Annotated in this window: 16 protein-coding genes and 1 pseudogene; 8 read left to right on the top strand and 9 right to left on the bottom strand. The window is 64.8% G+C overall.

Going from position 1 to position 17,349, the window contains the following annotated elements; translation table 11 throughout:
• Positions 1-4 precede the first annotated feature (4 nt).
• Positions 5-1,138 (bottom strand): tRNA guanosine(34) transglycosylase Tgt, encoded by a 1,134-nt coding sequence (tgt, locus tag JJB99_RS19150; RefSeq protein ID WP_200493899.1) that lies wholly within the window; start codon positions 1,136-1,138, stop codon positions 5-7.
• 218 nt (positions 1,139-1,356) lie between these two features.
• On the opposite strand from tgt, the gene JJB99_RS19145 reads away from it, so the two are divergent.
• From JJB99_RS19145 to JJB99_RS19135, 3 genes are all read left to right on the top strand, one after another.
• On the top strand, positions 1,357-2,115 hold the full coding sequence (locus JJB99_RS19145; protein ID WP_200493898.1) for a TetR/AcrR family transcriptional regulator: 759 nt from the start codon (positions 1,357-1,359) through the stop codon (positions 2,113-2,115).
• Between the two features lie 269 nt (positions 2,116-2,384).
• Complete coding sequence (locus JJB99_RS19140) at positions 2,385-2,984, top strand: PepSY domain-containing protein (RefSeq protein WP_200493897.1); 600 nt, start codon at positions 2,385-2,387, stop codon at positions 2,982-2,984.
• A 228-nt stretch (positions 2,985-3,212) separates the two neighbouring features.
• Entirely contained in the window at positions 3,213-4,250 is a 1,038-nt protein-coding gene (locus JJB99_RS19135; protein ID WP_200493896.1) for an aspartate-semialdehyde dehydrogenase, read from the top strand.
• 104 nt (positions 4,251-4,354) lie between these two features.
• Here the strand turns inward: JJB99_RS19135 and queA are convergent.
• The 5 genes and pseudogenes from queA to coaD form a co-directional block, all read right to left on the bottom strand.
• Positions 4,355-5,419: pseudogene (queA, locus tag JJB99_RS19130) on the bottom strand (tRNA preQ1(34) S-adenosylmethionine ribosyltransferase-isomerase QueA); the annotation flags it as partial.
• A 141-nt stretch (positions 5,420-5,560) separates the two neighbouring features.
• On the bottom strand, positions 5,561-6,025 hold the full coding sequence (locus tag JJB99_RS19125; RefSeq protein ID WP_200493895.1) for a peptidylprolyl isomerase: 465 nt from the start codon (positions 6,023-6,025) through the stop codon (positions 5,561-5,563).
• Positions 6,022-6,432, bottom strand: a complete 411-nt coding sequence (locus JJB99_RS19120) for a hypothetical protein (RefSeq protein WP_200493894.1) — start codon at positions 6,430-6,432, stop codon at positions 6,022-6,024. The genes JJB99_RS19125 and JJB99_RS19120 overlap by 4 nt, the downstream gene beginning before the upstream one ends.
• A 15-nt stretch (positions 6,433-6,447) precedes the next feature.
• Positions 6,448-7,023: a peptidylprolyl isomerase gene (locus tag JJB99_RS19115; protein WP_200493893.1), complete on the bottom strand. Its 576-nt coding sequence runs from the start codon at positions 7,021-7,023 to the stop codon at positions 6,448-6,450.
• A 37-nt stretch (positions 7,024-7,060) separates the two neighbouring features.
• Complete coding sequence (gene coaD / locus JJB99_RS19110) at positions 7,061-7,558, bottom strand: pantetheine-phosphate adenylyltransferase (protein ID WP_200493892.1); 498 nt, start codon at positions 7,556-7,558, stop codon at positions 7,061-7,063.
• Between the two features lie 277 nt (positions 7,559-7,835).
• Between coaD and JJB99_RS19105 the strand changes: the two genes are divergently transcribed.
• Positions 7,836-8,093: a hypothetical protein gene (locus tag JJB99_RS19105; protein ID WP_200493891.1), complete on the top strand. Its 258-nt coding sequence runs from the start codon at positions 7,836-7,838 to the stop codon at positions 8,091-8,093.
• Between the two features lie 190 nt (positions 8,094-8,283).
• Positions 8,284-10,137 carry a potassium transporter Kup gene (locus JJB99_RS19100; RefSeq protein ID WP_200500219.1) on the top strand — a complete coding sequence of 618 codons (1,854 nt, stop codon included), beginning with the start codon at positions 8,284-8,286 and terminating at the stop codon, positions 10,135-10,137.
• Positions 10,138-10,181: 44 nt separating this feature from the next.
• On the opposite strand, the gene gyrA is transcribed toward JJB99_RS19100, so the two are convergent.
• The 3 genes from gyrA to JJB99_RS19085 all read right to left on the bottom strand — a co-directional run bounded on the left by gyrA (position 10,182) and on the right by JJB99_RS19085 (position 14,177).
• On the bottom strand, positions 10,182-12,914 hold the full coding sequence (gyrA, locus tag JJB99_RS19095) for a DNA gyrase subunit A (protein ID WP_200493890.1): 2,733 nt from the start codon (positions 12,912-12,914) through the stop codon (positions 10,182-10,184).
• Positions 12,915-13,082: 168 nt separating this feature from the next.
• On the bottom strand, positions 13,083-13,481 hold the full coding sequence (locus tag JJB99_RS19090; RefSeq protein ID WP_200493889.1) for a DUF2306 domain-containing protein: 399 nt from the start codon (positions 13,479-13,481) through the stop codon (positions 13,083-13,085).
• A 201-nt stretch (positions 13,482-13,682) separates the two neighbouring features.
• A complete protein-coding gene (locus JJB99_RS19085; RefSeq protein ID WP_200493888.1) occupies positions 13,683-14,177 on the bottom strand; it encodes a single-stranded DNA-binding protein in 495 nt (164 codons plus the stop codon).
• Between the two features lie 429 nt (positions 14,178-14,606).
• Between JJB99_RS19085 and JJB99_RS19080 the strand changes: the two genes are divergently transcribed.
• From JJB99_RS19080 to JJB99_RS19070, 3 genes are all read left to right on the top strand, one after another.
• Positions 14,607-15,386 (top strand): outer membrane protein, encoded by a 780-nt coding sequence (locus JJB99_RS19080; RefSeq protein ID WP_200493887.1) that lies wholly within the window; start codon positions 14,607-14,609, stop codon positions 15,384-15,386.
• A 239-nt stretch (positions 15,387-15,625) separates the two neighbouring features.
• Positions 15,626-16,324, top strand: a complete 699-nt coding sequence (locus JJB99_RS19075; protein WP_200493886.1) for an outer membrane protein — start codon at positions 15,626-15,628, stop codon at positions 16,322-16,324.
• A 155-nt stretch (positions 16,325-16,479) separates the two neighbouring features.
• The gene (locus JJB99_RS19070) at positions 16,480-17,268 is read left to right on the top strand and encodes an outer membrane protein (protein ID WP_200493885.1); all 789 of its coding nucleotides are present in this window, start codon (positions 16,480-16,482) and stop codon (positions 17,266-17,268) included.
• Positions 17,269-17,349: the final 81 nt, after the last annotated feature.

Below are 17,349 nucleotides of genomic sequence, written 5' to 3'. Positions count from 1 at the left end.
CAACCTAGCGCGGGGCGATGTCGCCCCTCGCCCAGTCCTCGCGGGTACGCTGATAGAACTCCTCGAATGCCCCGTGTGCGATCGCATCCCTGATGCCCTGCATCAGGAATTGGTAGTAAGCGACATTGATTTCGGACAGCAGCATCGCCCCCAACGTCTCGCCGGCCTTGACGAGATGGTGCAGGTAGGCGCGTGCGTAGTTCCGCGCTGACGGCCACGAACTTTCCTCGTCGAGCGGACGCGGATCGTCGGCGTGGCGCGCGTTGCGCAAATTGACCTGGCCGAAGCGCGTGAAGGCGACGCCATGGCGGCCATTGCGCGTCGGCATCACGCAATCGAACATGTCGACACCGCGCTTGACCGCCTCGAGAATGTCGTCGGGGGTGCCGACGCCCATCAGATAGCGCGGCCGCTCCGTCGGCAGCGCCGGCGCAGTCTCGTCGATCATCGCCAGCATCACCGCCTGCGGCTCGCCGACGGCAAGGCCGCCGATCGCATAGCCGTGGAAACCCATCTCGACGAGGCCCTGCGCGCTGGCATGACGGAGCTGCGGGATGTCGCCGCCCTGCACGATGCCGAACAGCATGTAGCCGTCGGGCGCGCTCTCGAAGGCGCGCTTGCTGCGCTCGGCCCAGCGCAGCGACAGCCGCATGGCGCGATCGATGTCGTCGCGCTCGGCCGGCAGCCGCACGCATTCGTCCATCTGCATGGCGATGTCGGAGCCGAGGCAGCGCTGCACCTCGATCGAGCGTTCCGGCGACAGCTCGACCTTGGCCCCATCGATATGGGAGCGAAAGGTCACGGCATGCTCGCTGACCTTGCGCAAATCCGCCAGCGACATCACCTGGAAGCCGCCGGAATCCGTCAGCATCGGCCCGTTCCAGCCGGTGAAGCGCTGCAAGCCGCCGAGCGCCGCGATCCGCTCGGCGCCCGGGCGCAGCATCAGGTGATAGGTATTGCCGAGCACGATGTCGGCGCCGGCCTCGCGCACCTCGCGCCAGTGCATGCCCTTCATGGCGCCGGCGGTGCCGACCGGCATGAAGGCGGGTGTGCGCACCACGCCATGCGGCGTGGTCAGGCGGCCGGTGCGCGCGGCGCCATCGGTGGCGAGCAGTTCGAAATGATTGGGAAGCTCCATGGCGCTGCTTATTGCGTGTCGGGAGGGGCCGATCAACCACTCAGTTTCGGGCCGTCGGAGCCGTCCTGTGGGCCCGCGTACCGTGACCCCGATGGAGGAACGGGGTCCCATCGAAACCGTTGACGATGGCCAATTCGGCCAGATTCGCGATGACGCTCCCGCTCCTGCACGATATAGAGCGAAGTACGACTGTCAGAAGCGCGCAGGAATCATTGGGCATGGGATTGACTGCGACCAAGGCAAGATCGGCAGCGCAGCGGCGCGAAGTGCCGAAATCGCGCGGCGGCCGGCCGACCAAGACCGCCGCGATCGAGCGCGACCAGCGACTGATCGAGGTCGCCACCCGCCTGTTCCTGGACCGCGGCTTCGACGCGACCTCGCTTGACGCGGTCGCGGAAGCGGCCCGCGTCAGCAAGCCCACCGTCTATGCCCGCTACGGCGACAAGCGCGGCCTGTTTGCCGCCGTGCTGAGGCGCGAGATCGCGCGTTGGCTGGCGCCGCTGTCGGCCGCGGCAGAGACCCAGCTGGGCAGCGCCACGGACATCTCGGTCGAGCAGCGGTTGGTCGAGATCGGGCGCGAGATGCTGACCTTCACCTGCGGCCCCGATGCCGTCGCGTTCAGCCGCATGATGACGTCACAAGCCATCAACTTCCCCGACGTCGCCAAGCTCGGCAAGGAGGAAGGCTGGTTGAAAGCCGTGGCGACCACCGCGCGCTTCTTCGATCATCTGGTTGCGCAGGGCGCACTCGATGTCGAAGACACCACCGTCACGGCGGAAGTCTTTCTCGACGTCGTCGTCGGCCACAACCATCGCTTGGCGACGTTCGGAACGCCACCGGAGATGAAGCCGGCCGAAAAACGCATGCGCGCGGCGATCAAGCTGTTCCTGGCCGGCGCGCTGGGACCTGCCGACCGCGTCGAGACTGCGGCCAAGGACACCGCCAAGAGCACGCAGCGCCGGCGCCCGTCCCGCTGACGATTTCGTGAGCTCGCGATGTATCCCCAAGCGGGTCGCGCTGACAGCCTTGACCAAAACAAAACGATACGGTATGGTTTAATTATAAGGCGATATGGACCGCTTTTTTCACCAGCCCCAAAGAGGTCCGCACCGCTTTGATCGCCGGGACGGGTACAGCCCGCCACGACGTTCCGCGGCCGACCGATGCCCAAGGTCGGCCGCGTCTTCTCTCGGGAAGATCAAGTCTCGGCAAGATCAAGCCCGCTCGCCGACCAAAGGTTTCGAGCATGACGACAGCCAAACGATCGACCTCGTTACTTGCGATCGCCTTGTCCGCGCTCATCCTCGCCGCACCGGCGCGGGCGATCGTGACCACGGGCACGCCGACTGCCCTGCACAGCGACACAGATGGGGATGCGGGAGCCGACCGCCAAGCGGTCAACCGCGAGATCGAGCGCTTCCGCAGCTCATCGATCTCGATCAGCCAGGCGATGGCGATCGCGGAAGCCCGTCACGCCGGTGCCACCACCGCGGATGTGAGTTTTGACGGCGGCTCCGGCGTGCCGGTCTACCGGGTGAAGACCCTGCACAATGACCGGATCTGGCGCCACACCATCAATGCCGCCACCGGCGAGCTCGTCGGCGGTGAAGCCGCCCTTCCCCTTACCGAGCTTGACCTCGAGGATCGCGACAATCTCGCGGCGCTCGGCGCGATCAGGCACCGCCTTGCGGACGCCGTGCGCGTTGCCGAGCACGCAGCCTCAGGCAAGGCGATCAGCGGCGGCCTGGTGCGCGAGCGCGGCCGGCTCAATTTCGCGATCGTGGTGATCAGCGGCGACGATCTCAAGGAAGTCATCCTGGAGCCGCCGGGCGCCCGAGCCAAATAGCCGCGGAATCGGCGCTCGCCACAATCCCGCCGAAAAGCCATTGACGGGCGCCAGACTCTCCCGCATAAGTCGCGCCATGTTCACGACCACCAAACGCACGACCAAAACCACCACGGCCTTCGGGGCCTGGGGAGGCGTGCGCGCGTAGTCGTCGACTGGAACGCATCAGCTCTACCGAAGCCCCGCCCTCGATGGTCCGGGGCTTTTTTGTTGTCTAAATCGATCTCAATGGAGGACAAAGTGAGTAACGATCCCGTCGTCGCGATTGTCGGCGTCACCGGTGCGGTGGGCGCCGAATTCATCGCCACCATGGACAAGCGCGGCTTTCGCGTCGGTAAGCTCAAGGCGCTCGCCAGCGCCCGCTCGGCGGGCAAGACAGTGTCGTTTCGCGGGCAGAGCGTCGTCATCGAGGAGCTGACCGAGCGCGCCTTCGAGGGCGTCGACATCGCGCTGTTCTCCGCCGGCAGCGGCATCTCCAAGAAGTTCGCGCCTGTTGCGGTCAAGGCCGGCGCCGTCGTGGTCGACAACTCCTCCGCGTTCCGGATGGATCCGAACGTGCCGCTGGTGATCCCCGAGGTCAACGGCAGCCGCATTCGCGACCACAAGGGCATCATCGCCAATCCCAACTGCGCCGCGATCACGGCGCTGGTGCCGCTCTGGCCGATCCACCAGAGGAATCGCATCAAGCGCGTCATCATCTCGACCTACCAGGCGGCAAGCGGTGCCGGCGCTGCCGCGATGGACGAGCTCGTCGAGTCCACCCGCGCCAATCTCAACGGGCAGGTCTACACGCCCAAGGTGATGCCGCACCCGTACGCCTTCAATCTCTTCAACCACAACACCGCCGTCGACCCAGAGACCGGCTACAACGATGAAGAGACCAAGGTCATCAAGGAGACCCGCAAGATCTTCGAGGACGACAAGATTGCCATTGGCGTCACCTGCGTCCGCGTGCCGGTGTTGCGCGCCCATTGCGAGGCCATCACCTTCGAATGCGAGAGGCCGATCGCCGAGGACCAGGTCCGCGCCATCATGGCGCGGGCGCCCGGCGTCAAGATCGTCGACGACCGCGTCAAGAACTACTTCCCGATGCCGATCGACGCCTCAGGCCAGGACGACGTCCTGGTCGGCCGCATCCGCAAGGATCTCAGCGATCCCTCAGGGCATTCGATCTCGATGTTCGTGGCGGCCGATCAGCTGCTCAAGGGCGCGGCGCTGAACGCCGTACAGATCGCGGAGCTGCTGCCGCAGCGGGTGATGGCGTAACAGAAGGTCTCGTAAGGATGGGCAAAGGCGCGCAAGCGCCGTGCCCACGACGCTTGCGGGGCATTCAAGAGCGATGGTGGGCACGCTTCGCTTTGCCCACCCACCGCCCGGAACAACAGGCACGCATCGCCATACGAATAGAACCGATAGCCGCTGGCGATGGCGTGCGCATACGCGGCCTTCATCGTGTCCAGCCCCGAGAACGCGGAGACCAGCATGAACAGCGTCGATTTCGGCAAGTGGAAATTCGTCATCAATATATCAACCGCGCGGAAGCGGTAGCCGGGCGTGATGAAGATCGAGGTCTCGGCGGCGAACGGCTGAATCGTGCCGTCCTCGCCGGCCGCGCTTTCGAGCAGCCTTAGCGACGTCGTGCCGACGGCGATGACGCGGCCGCCGTTCTTCCGCGCGCCGTTGAGCCGTTCCGCCGTCTCAGCCGAGATCGTGCCCCACTCGGCGTGCATCTTATGGCCTTCGGTGTCGTCCACCTTGACCGGCAGGAACGTCCCTGCCCCGACATGCAGTGTGACGCGGTTGATGCCGACCCCGCGCACGCGCAGCGCCTGCTCCAGCGCGGGGGTAAAATGCAGCCCCGCGGTGGGCGCTGCAACCGCGCCTTCGTTGGCCGCGAACATGGTCTGGTAGTCGGCAAGATCCTGATCGTCAGGCGTACGCTTGGAAGCGATGTAGGGTGGCAACGGCGGGCTGCCGAGATCGGCGATCGCCTGATCGAGCGTGGGCCCGTGGAACGAGAACGACAGCGTCACCTCGCCCTCGGCGCCCTTGGCCTCGACCTCGGCGTCGAGATGACCGAGCAGGCAGACCTTGCCCTCATTGCCGAAGCGGATGCGGTCGCCGGCGGTGAGCTTTTTCGCCGGCTTGACCAGCGCCTGCCAGCGCGAGCCGTCGAGCCGCTTGATCAGCGTCGCCTCGATCTTCGGCTCGGTCTCGCGCCCGATGCGGCGGCCTTTCAATTGCGCCGCGATCACCTTGGTGTCGTTGACGACGAGCTGGTCCCCCGGCCGCAGCCATTGCGGCAGGTCGGCGACGGTCTGGTCGCGCAGCGCGCCGCCTTCCACGACCAGCATCTTCGCGGAGTCGCGCGGGCTCGCCGGGCGCAAGGCGATGCGCTCGGGCGGCAGGTCGAAATCGAAGAGATCGGTGCGCATGTCGGGCTCAGCGCCACACGGTTACTCCTCATCCTGAGGAGCGCGGAACGCGCGTCTCGAAGGATGAAGGCCCCGCTGCATCAGCTCGGCCTTCATGGTTCGAGACGGCGCTTCGCGCCGCCTCACCATGAGGGGAAACGCTTACTCCGCGTCCGCGGCCATCCGCGCCTTGACGATCTTGTCGGGGTTCTGCACCGGCTCGCCGCGCTTGATCTTGTCGACGTTCTCCATGCCCTCGGTCACCTTGCCCCACACCGTGTACTGGTTGTCGAGGAAGCGGGCATCGTCGAAACAGATGAAGAACTGGCTGTCGCCGGAATCGGGATTGGCGGCGCGGGCCATCGAGGTGGTGCCGCGCACATGCGGCTCCTTGTTGAACTCGGCCTTGAGCTTCTTGCCGGAGCCGCCGGTGCCGGTGCCCTGCGGGCAGCCGGTCTGCGCCATGAAGCCCTCGATCACGCGGTGGAACACGATGCCGTCGTAGAAGCCCTCGCGGACCAGCTCCTTGATGCGCGCGACATGGCCGGGGGCGAGGTCGGGACGCATCTCGATGGTGACGGGGCCCTGCGTGGTCTCGAGGATCAAGGTGTTTTCGGTAACGCTCATGCTGGTCTCTCTTGCGTTGGGGGTGAAGTCTTCCGCCTGCGGATCGGGATTGCGAATGGACGCCCCGCGGCAGCGCCGGCCATTGCATCGGTAAATGGCAACGGCGTGCAGCGTTGCAATGTCTCCATCACCGCAATGCGGTACTGCAACCGGTCCTCGTCGGAGGCATCCGCGGATTCATAGGAAATTCGCGGATGGCCCAAAATGTTTCCGGCCCGGTTAAAGCTCACGATGACGGTGATGTCGAGTGGGCGGGCCTTGGCGGCCGGCGGCGGTTTCCAGCAGGTCTGCAGATACCTGGAGATGTCCGCGATGGTATTGACCTTGCCATCCTCGGCAACCGCGCCGGAGACACCGAGGAACAGCGCCGCGGCAGCCGGCACAAGCCTGTTGCCGCAGCGCGCCATGGCGTTCTCCTGTTTCTATTTGATGTCGGAAGCGACTTGCACCTTCACCATCTTGTCGGGATCGGTGACGGTGCCGCCGGGGGCGCCGGGCGGAGCCTTCTTCAGCTTGTCGACGACGTCCATGCCCTGCACGACCTCGCCGATCACGGTGTACTGGCCGTCGAGGCTGCCGCCGTCGGCGAACATGATGAAGAACTGCGAGTTGGCGCTGTCGACGCTGTCGCCGCGCCGGGCCATACCGACGATGCCACGCGCGAAATGCACCTTGGAGAATTCCTGCTTCAGGTTCGGATATTTCGAGCCGCCGGTGCCGTTGCCGTTCTGGCCATCGCCGGTCTGTGCCATGAAGCCGTCCATGACGCGGTGGAATGGCACGTTGTTGTAGAAGCCCTCACGCGCCAGCTGCTTGATGCGCTCGGCATGCTGGGGCGCGATGTCGGTGCGCAGCTTGATGACGATGCGGCCCTTGGTGGTGTCGATGACGATGGCGTTGGCCTTGTCGAGATTGGCCGGCAGTTGCTGCGCCACCGCCGGCACTGCGCCAATCAGCGCGACGAACATCGTGGCAAGAATTGCGAGACGACGGGTCATGAAAACTCCGGATCAGGTGGGGTGAAGAAGTGCGCCGTTATCCGGCGAATTTGGCCTTGAGCAGGGATGCAACGAGCGGCGGCACGAAGCTCGAGACGTCGCCACCCATACCCGCGATCTGTCGTACCAGTGTGGCGGTGATCGGGCGGACCATCGGAGATGCCGGCAGAAAGACCGTATGCACCTCAGGGGCCATGGCAGCGTTCATGCCGGCGAGCTGCATCTCGTAGTCGAGATCGGTGCCGTCGCGCAGGCCCCGGATCATGATCGTCGCGCCGTGCGTGCGCGCCGCGGTCACCGACAGATCGTCAAACGTCGTCGTCTCGAGCACGCAGCCGGCCTGGGCGGCCACCGGCCCGCAGACGTCGTTCAGCATCTTCAGCCGCTCCTCGGCCGAGAACAGCGGCTTCTTGCCGGGATGGACCCCGATCGCGACAACCAGTCTGTCGCACAGCGCGACGCTGTGCCGGACCACGTCGAGATGGCCGTTGGTGATGGGATCGAAGGAACCTGGGTAGAATGCAATGCGCGGCATGGCCACGTCCTACCGCGCCCGGCCCGGCCCGGCAAGCCGAACAGGTTCCCTGCCCGTTCCTAGCGGTAGCCCGCCCGTTTCCCGCGAATTCTGCCCGCCGCATGTCGGCAACGGGCGGTTTGTTTCGTCCTGGGGGCGGTCACGAAACAAAACGGAGCGCGAACGAAACCATTTCCGACGTCCGCGAAGACGTCCGGAAACTGGCCATGGTTACTAATCCACCCAACAAATACGGACCGTACGTTGGGCGTAGCGGCCGCATCACAGGGGACCGTCGATGATCAAGACCATCTCAGCGATTGCGATCGCCGCGTTTGTGGCCGCTGCCCTCACCATGCTTCCCGGCTTTGCGCCATCAGTCGAAGCCAGCGTCCCGCAGCCGCTCGCCAAGAGCGACCGCCTCGATATCCGCACCATCGGCAAGGACTGCTCGCAGCGGGCCTGGCCGAATTTCGAGGCCGCGTGCCTGCGCCGCGCCGGCACCAAGGCCAACGTCCGCGAGGCGCGCCTGGTGACGGCCAACCGGACCCCGTAGTCGGGTGTCAGCTTCGCGTCAGATAAAACTCCAAAGAAACCCCGTGGAAATTTGCAGCGTCCCGTCGCAGACTGCGCGATGATCGCGCCCGTCGGAATGTCCCGCCGGGCGCGATCCCATCGGGGGATCCCCATTGTCCAGTACGCCTGCAATTGCTTCCGGCCACCATCCCGATCCGCTGCCGCTCGCCATGACCATGGGCGCCCTCGGGGTGGTCTATGGCGATATCGGCACCAGCCCCCTCTACGCCCTGAAGGAAGCCGCCAAGGCGGCTGCCCATGGCGGCACCCTAAGTCATGACGCTGTCCTGGGGGTCGCCTCGCTTATTCTCTGGGCGCTGCTGCTCATCATCTCGCTGAAATATGCGCTGCTGATCCTGCGCGCCGACAATCGCGGCGAAGGCGGCATCGTGGCGCTGCTGGCGCTGCTGCATGCCCGCCACGCGCAACCCGGGACCTGGCGCGCACATCTGCTCGTCGTCGGTCTCGTCGGCGCGGCGCTGCTCTATGGCGACGGCGCGATCACGCCGGCGATCTCGGTGCTCTCAGCCATCGAAGGCTTGAAGGTGGACGCGCCCTCGCTCGCGCCTGTCGTGGTCCCCATCACCGTCGCCATCCTGATCGGCCTGTTCATGATGCAGAAGCAGGGCACGGGCTTTATCGGCCGCATTTTCGGACCGGTGATGCTGGCCTGGTTCGTCGTGCTCGCCGCGCTCGGCATCCACGGCATCGTCAAGGCGCCGGCCGTGCTGGCCGCGCTCAGCCCGTTCTATGCGTTCGACTTCCTGATCCACCAGGACTTCCACATCTCCTTCGCGATCCTTGGCGCCGCCTTCCTCGCGGTGACAGGCGGCGAAGCCATGTATGCCGACATGGGCCATTTCGGCCGCTTCCCGATTCGCCTCGCCTGGTTCGCGATCTGCCTGCCCGCGCTGGTGCTGAACTATTTCGGCCAGGCCGCGCTCCTGATCACCGATCCCACCATGATCGAGAACCCGTTCTTCCAGCTCTGCCCAGATGTCCTGCACTATCCGCTGGTCGCCTTCTCGGCGGTCGCCACCGTGATCGCCTCGCAGGCGATCATTTCCGGCGTGTTCTCGCTGACCCAGCAGTCGATCCAGCTCGGCTTCCTGCCGCGCATGCAGATCCGCCACACCACCAGCGCAGCGATCGGCCAGATCTACGTGCCGCTGGTCAACTGGCTGCTCGCTGCCGCCACGCTCGGCGCGGTGCTAAGCTTCGGCACCTCCGACGCGCTCGCCGGCGCCTACGGCATCGCGGTGTCGCTGCTGATGGCGATCACCACGTTGCTCGCAGCCCTGGTCGCGATCCAGTGGGGCTATTCGCCCTGGCTCGTGGTCGCGGTGAACGGCTTCTTCTTCGTGATCGACGTGATCTTCTTCTCGGCCAATTCGATCAAGCTGTTCGAGGGCGGCTGGTTTCCGCTGCTGCTCGCAGCCCTCGTCGCCTTCCTGATGCTGACCTGGCGCAGCGGCGTGAAGCTGGTCGAAGCAGCGCGCGGCAAGCTCCGTCAGCCCGAGGAAGACCTGATCGAGACGGCGGTCAACAAGTGCAATGCCAGGCTGCCCGGCGCGGCGGTATTTCTGGCGTCGGCGCCGAATGGCGTGCCGCTCGCGCTGACCCAGTTCGTCAAGCACAATCATGTCCTGCATGAGCGCATCGTCCTCGTCACGGTGCTGATCGAGGAGGTGCCGCACGTCCCCGACGAGGCACGCGCCGAGGTGATGGAGATCATCCCCGGCATCACCCGCGTGATCCTGCATTACGGTTTCATGCAGAACCCGACGATCTATGAGGGACTGACGCTCGCTTGCCGCCAGGGCAAGCTGCCCGGCATCGATCTCTCCGACACCACCTATTATGTCGGCCGCGAGACCATCATCCCGCGCGAGGACATTCCGGGCATGTGGGTCTGGCGCGAAGGCCTGTTCGCCTTCCTCCAGCGCAACGCCGAACGCTCCGCCGCGTTCTTCGGCGTGCCGACCAAGCAGGTTGTGGAGTTCGGCACGGAGCTGGAGATTTAGCGTCGCGAATGGCCAGGGGCGAATGGAATAGCCAACGCTACTCCCTATTCGCCATTCGCCCCGTTCCCGCTCTCCGCCTCTTCCGTGATGTGCTCGACCGACACCACGTGCTCGTCCTCGGCGGTGTCGAACACGATCACGCCTTGGGTCGAGCGGCCGGCGATGCGGATGCCTTCGACCGGGCAGCGGATCAGCTGGCCCTTGTCGGTGACCAGCATGATTTGATCAGCATCCTCCACGGGGAAGGACGCGACCAGGTTGCCGTTGCGGTTGTTGACGCTCATGGCGACGATGCCTTTGCCGCCACGCCCGGTGGTGCGGTACTCGTAGGACGAGGTCCGCTTGCCGTAGCCGTTGACGGAGACGGTCAGCACCACCTGCTCCTGCGCCGACATCTCGACATAGCGCTCCTGGGCGAGCTGGAAGCTGCCGGAGGTCTCCTCGGCCTCGGTGTCCACGGGCGCCTCTTCTGCCGTGGCTTCGCCGGCGACCGCGCGGCGCATCTTCAAATAGGCCGAGCGCTCGTCGGACGTGGTCTCGACGTGGCGCAGAATCGCCAGCGAGATCACCTTGTCGCCCTCACTGAGCGCAATGCCGCGCACGCCCATCGAGGTGCGCCCGGTGAACACGCGCACGTCGGGGACCGGGAAGCGGATGCACTGGCCGCCCGCGGCGGTCAGCAGCACGTCGTCGCGCTCAGTGCAGATCTGGACGTCGACGATCGCTTCGCCCTCGTCGAGCTTCATGGCGATGATGCCGGAGCGGCGGACGTCGACGAAGTCGGACAGCTTGTTGCGCCGGACGTTGCCGCCGGTCGTTGCGAACATCACGTCGAGCTGACCCCAGGTGGACTCATCCTCGGGCAGCGGCATGATGGTGGTGATGCGCTCGCCCTGCTCCAGCGGCAGGATATTGATCAGCGCCTTGCCGCGCGCATTCGGCGCAGCCATCGGCAGCCGCCAGACCTTTTCCTTGTAGACCTGGCCGCGCGAGGAGAAGAACAGCACCGGAGTATGAGTCGATGCGACAAAGAGCCGGCTGACGAAGTCCTCGTCGCGGGTCTGCATGCCGGCGCGGCCCTTGCCGCCGCGGCGCTGCGCCCGGTAGGCCGACAGCGGCACGCGCTTGACATAGCCGGCGTGCGAGACGGTGACGACCATGTCCTCGCGCTGGATCAGGTCCTCGTCCTCGACCTCGCCCTCCTGCTCCATGATCACGGTGCGGCGCGGGGTGGCGAATTCGGCCTTCACTTCGGCGAGCTCGGTCTTGATGATGTCGAGGATGCGGGCGCGCGAGTGCAGGATTGCGAGATACTCGCCGATCTCGCCGGCGAGCTTTGCCAGCTCTTCGCCGATTTCGTCGCGGCCGAGTGCGGTGAGGCGTGCCAGGCGCAGTTCCAGGATGGCCTTCGCCTGATCCAGCGACAGGCGGATGGTGCCATCCTCGTTGATCCGGTGACGGGGATCGTCGATCAGCGTGATGATGTCCTCGACGTCGCGGGCCGGCCAGTCGCGCGTCATCAGGGTGTCGCGCGCGGCGGCCGGCGTCGGCGATGTCCGGATCACCTTGATGATCTCGTCGATATTCGCGACCGCAATCGCAAGTCCGACCTGCTCATGCGCGCGCTCGCGCGCCTTGCGCAGCTTGTATTTGGTGCGGCGGGTGACGACCTGCTCGCGGAAGCCGACGAAGATCGTCAGCATGTCCTTCAGGTTCATCGTCTGCGGCCGGCCGCTGTCGAGCGCGACGGCGTTGACGCCGAAAGAAGTCTGCAGCGGCGTGAACTTGTAGAGCTGGTTCAGCACCACGTCGGGCACGGCATCGCGCTTGAGCTCGACGACGACGCGATAGCCGTCGCGGTCGGACTCGTCGCGCAAATCGGAGATGCCCTCGATTTTCTTTTCCTTATAGAGCTCTGCGATACGCTCGACCATCGTCGCCTTGTTCACCTGATACGGGATCTCGGTGATGACGATCGCCTCGCGCTCCTTGCGAATGGTCTCGAACTCGACCTTGCCGCGCATCACGATCGAGCCGCGGCCGAGATGATAGGCGCTGCGGATGCCCTGGCGCCCGAGGATGATGCCGCCGGTCGGAAAATCCGGACCCGGAATGATGTTGTTGAGTTCGTCGATGGTCAGCGACGGATTGTCGACCAGCGCCAGGCAGGCATCGATGACCTCGCCGAGATTGTGCGGCGGAATGTTGGTGGCCATACCCACGGCGATGCCGCCGGCGCCGTTGACCAGCAGGTTCGGGAACCGCGCCGGCAGAACCACCGGCTCCTTGGTCGAGCCGTCGTAATTGTCCTGGAAGTCGACCGTCTCGTTGTCGATATCGTCGAGCAGCTTGAGCGCGATCTTGGTCAGGCGCGACTCGGTGTAGCGCATCGCCGCCGGCGGATCGCCGTCGACCGAGCCGAAATTGCCCTGCCCGTCCACCAACAGTTCCCGCATCGAGAACGGCTGCGCCATGCGCACCAGCGCGTCGTAGATCGCCTGGTCGCCATGCGGATGGTACTGGCCCATGACGTCGCCGACGATGCCGGCCGACTTCTTGTGCTTCTTGTCGGGCGTGTAGCCTTCCTCGTTCATCGAGAACAGGATGCGGCGATGCACCGGCTTCAACCCGTCGCGTGCATCGGGCAGCGCGCGCGACACGATCACGCTCATGGCGTAATCGAGATAGGACTTCTTCATCTCCTCGTAGATCGAGACGGGGCGAATGTCCGAGGGTTGCGCCGGCTGGTCGCCGGGCTTGTTGTCGTCGTCAGCCAAGGGGAAATCCGGTGAGGGTTTATCTGGGAATCATATAGCGCATCGAGGCCCTGATAACCACCCTTGCAAGGGTGCGGGAAGCGGTTTTTCCGACTGTTTTTCCAGAGACTTACGCTCTCCGCACCACGGCCTGAAGCAGGTTCGAAATCGGCCCTTGCAAACGGCCCGTCACGCCCCGAAAATCACCCGGTGCATGATCCGCCCGGGCACAAGTGTGAACAGTCCCGCCACCACCAGCGCACCGGCAAATATGAAGATCATCATCCGCCGGTGATCGGCGATGCGATGGGTGTGCGCCCGCCACACCGCGAGCGGCAGCACGACGAGGGTGAAGATCGACAGCAGATGGATCGGGCCGAACGGTCCGACGACGCGGATGCCGTGGATCCAGAATGACGAGGCGGCCACCGCGATCATCAGGAGAACCCAGATCCAGCCGAGCGTCCGGTGCGGCAGCGTGCCCTTGGGGGCGGCGAATTGAACGAGGCCGAGCACGAAGGCCGCCATCGCGGCAAAGGCGTGCAGCGGGATCGCTGGAGCGGCCTCAAGCAGCGGCGCAAGACTCATGCGGTGCGTCCTCCGACCGGCGGGAGAGCCATGTAAATAGGATTAACATGAAGTTAATACCATTCACATCATCGCCCGTCAAAGGCTTGAGGCAGCACCTGAAGCAGGCCCGGAAAAGCCGAGCTCCACCAACCAATTGGTAAGAAATCCTGCCGCTTTGCGCGAGCACGTACCGTTCGAGGAGAGACGCCCCCGTAAGCGTCAGAACGGGATATCGTCATCCATGTCGCTGTTGCGGCCACCGCCGGTCGCGGCAACGGGACGGCGCGGCGCGCCACTGGCGGGACCCGAGGAGCCGAAATCGCCGCCCGGCTCGTCGCCGAAGCTGCCGCCTCCCCCGCCGCCGCGGCCGTCGAGCATCGTCAGGGTCGAGTTGAAGCCCTGGAGCACGACCTCTGTGGAGTACTTCTCGACGCCGCTCTGGTCGGTCCATTTGCGGGTCTGGAGTGCACCCTCGATGTAAACCTTGGCGCCCTTCTTCAGGTACTGCTCGGCGACCTTGCACAGCCCTTCATTGAAGATCACGACGCGGTGCCACTCGGTCTTTTCCTTGCGCTCGCCGCTGTTCTTGTCGCGCCAGGTCTCCGAGGTGGCGATGCTCAAATTCGCGATCGGCCGCCCGTCCTGGGTGCGGCGGATTTCCGGATCCTTGCCGAGATTTCCAACCAGAATGACCTTGTTGACGCTTCCCGCCATCGCCGCTCTCCACTCCAGATGCCACTGAATTTCAAAGGGCCGGCCCTCGCGCCGCGATGCCGCCCTATTGGCCGACCCTATACGCTCGGGCGGGCTGATCAGCCCGTCACCCCTCGGGTTATCCCCACATATAGCATCGACGCCGGCCTTGTTCCAGATTTGTTCCTGTACAAGGCAAACGATTGCTGGGCCACAGATCGCTGAAAAATGGCACGCTGTGGATGGAACCTTTTCGGGTTCCCGCCAACGACAAAAAACTCTTAACATTCATCAAGTTGGACCGAGTTCAAGCAGTTCGCGAGTGTGGCATTTCGGAGACGGACTCTGCCCGCGCTTCGGGCTAGGCTCGCCTCGGAATTGATTCATTTGGGCGTCGCGCCTGATCTTCCGCTTCGGGGACCCAGAAGCGGTGAAACTGGGGAGACTACAATGAAGAAAATTTTGTGCGGTGTAATCGGTGCAGTGACCTTGGGCCTGTCGGCTCCGGCAAGCGCGGCGGATCTCGCAGCGCGTCCCTACACCAAGGCTCCGGCGCCAGCCGTTGCTGCGATTTACGACTGGAGCGGCTTCTACATTGGCATCAATGGTGGTGGCGGCTCGGCTCACAAGTGCTGGGACTTCGTCTCGCCAGGCACCGGCGCACTGGTGCGCGAAGGCTGCCACAACGCCACAGGCGGCACGGTCGGCGGCCAGATCGGCTATCGCTGGCAATCGGCCAATTGGGTGTTCGGCTTGGAAGGCCAAGGCAACTGGGCCGACTTCAGGGGCGACAACGTCAGCACTGTCCTGTTCGCCACGGGTATCCGCAATCAGTCCAGGATCGACGCCTTCGGTCTGATCACCGGCCAAGTCGGTTACGCCTGGAACAACGTGCTCTTGTACGTCAAGGGCGGCGCCGCTGTGGTCGGCGATCGCTACCGCAGTTTCGACGTCCCGACCGGTCTGCTATTCGACAGCGCCAACGAGACTCGTTGGGGCGGCACGGTGGGCGCTGGCATCGAGTTCGGCTTCGCACCCAACTGGTCGGTCGGCTTCGAGTATGATCATCTCTTCCTCGGCAATCGCAACGTCACGATGACCGCCTCCGGCAACTTCCTGGGTTTCCCAGGCGGTGCCGCCACGCGCACCGACCGGATTGGCCAGGATGTCGATATCGGGCTGATTCGCGTGAACTATCGCTGGGGCGGCCCGGTGATCGCAAAGTACTGATCTTTGGTTCCAATCTCGATTTGAAAGGCCGGCCTCGCGCCGGCCTTTCTGCTGGGCGGTGCCTGCTTGGCGGTGCGACAATCTGTCAGCAATCATTACGTTTTGCGGCTGTTGTGGCTTTTGAGAGACACAACTTGCAGCTTTAGTGGTGTAAGCACGACGTCAGTTGGACCACGGCGTCCGATGCCCTTCTGCTCGCGGAAGGCAACATGAGAAACTGGGACTGGGACTACTTGAAAATGAAAAAGGTTTTGTTGGCTTCGGCCTGTTTGTTCGCTCTCGCCGCCCCGGCTTCGGCCGCCGATCTCGCGGCGCGCCCCTACACCAAGGCTCCGGTGGCTCCTGTCGCGGTCTACAACTGGACCGGCTTCTACCTCGGTATCGTCGGTGGCGGTGCCTGGGAAAACGCCTCGGGCGACCCGAAGATGAAGGGCGGCTTCGTCGGCGGCACCGCCGGCTACAACTGGCAGACCGGCAACGTCGTGTTCGGCCTGGAGGCCGACGGCGCCTGGGCTGACGTCAGCGCTTCGGCCACCGGTCCCGTCGCCGTGCCGGGCTTCGGCATTGTGTCCACGACCTTCAGCTCGAAGGCGGACGCGATGGGTACCGTGCGCGGCCGCATCGGCTACGCGGTCAACCAGGTGCTGTTCTACGGCACCGGTGGCTATGCCTGGATGGACAACAAGCTCAGCCTCAGCGCGCTGGGCGTGACCGTTTCCGATAGCAAGTGGCACTCCGGCTGGACCGTCGGCGCGGGCGTCGAAGCGTTCTTCGCTCCGCAGTGGTCGGTCAAGGGCGAGTACCTCTATCGCAGCTTCGGCAGCGAGAACTACTTCTCCAGCCTCGGTGCTCCCCTGGCGTCCGGCACGATCAGCTTCCACACCGTGCAGGTCGGCGTGAACTATCACTTCGGCGGCCCGGTCGTCGCCAAGTACTGAGCTGCAGTACTGATCTTCACGACCGACGTCATCGTCACGAAAGGCCGGCCTCGCGCCGGCCTTTTTGTTTTCGTGCGGCAGCGGACCGAATCGTCTGGGAGTCATGGGGTGCAGATCGCCTCAGGCAGAATGGCTCGTTGAGTTGGGGACGTGAAATGAAGGCATCGGCGCTGAAGACTTGCGCGCTGAAGACTTGCGCGCTGGCCGCGGTCAGCTTGTTTGCACTCGGTGCGGTCGCGCCGGCAGGTGCTGCCGATCTTCCGCTTTACGGCAAGGCGCCGGTGGTGGCGCCCGTGCTCGCCTTCGACTGGACGGGCGTCTATGTCGGCATCAATGGCGGCGGTGGCCTTGCGCATGCCTGCTGGAGTGTCGTCGCCGTCGCCGGCGTTCCCATCGACCCGGGCGTTGGCGAAGGCTGCCACAATGCAAGCGGCGGCACAGCAGGTGCCCAGCTCGGCTATCGCTGGCAGAAGGCGCACTGGGTGCTCGGCGTCGAAGCCCAGGGCAACTGGGCCGACTTCAAAGGCAGCAATGTCAGCTTCGCGCTGGCGCCGCTCAACAACCGGACCACGATCAACAGCTTTGGTCTGTTCACCGGCCAGCTCGGCTACACCGTGAACAGCCTGCTGTTCTACGGCAAGGCGGGCGCAGCCGTCGCGCACGACAGATACGACGAGTTCATTCCGAGCGTTGGCGTCGTATCCAACACGTTGAACCAGACCCGCTGGGGCTATAGCGCCGGCTTTGGCGTGGAATACGCCTTTGCGGAGAATTGGTCGGTCGGCGGCGAGTACGACCATCTGTTCCTTGGACATCACGGCGGCGACCTCGCCAGCGCGATCCTCGTCCCGCCCGTGCGCACCGAACGGATCGGGCAGGACGTCGATATCGGCCTGATCCGCGTCAACTATCGCTGGGGCGGCCCGGTCGTCGTCAAATACTGAGCCCCGGCTACGAATCCCCAAGGACTCCCCAGGTCCTGCTCACGTGCGGATTCCCCCAAGTCTGCACCCCAAGTCTGCACT

The sequence above is a fragment of the Bradyrhizobium diazoefficiens genome (genome assembly GCF_016616235.1).
In the GTDB taxonomy this organism is placed as follows: Bacteria; Pseudomonadota; Alphaproteobacteria; order Rhizobiales; family Xanthobacteraceae; genus Bradyrhizobium; species Bradyrhizobium diazoefficiens_H.
The sequence above is the reverse complement of the archived record's forward strand: the minus strand, read 5'-3'. Positions and strand labels throughout refer to the sequence as shown.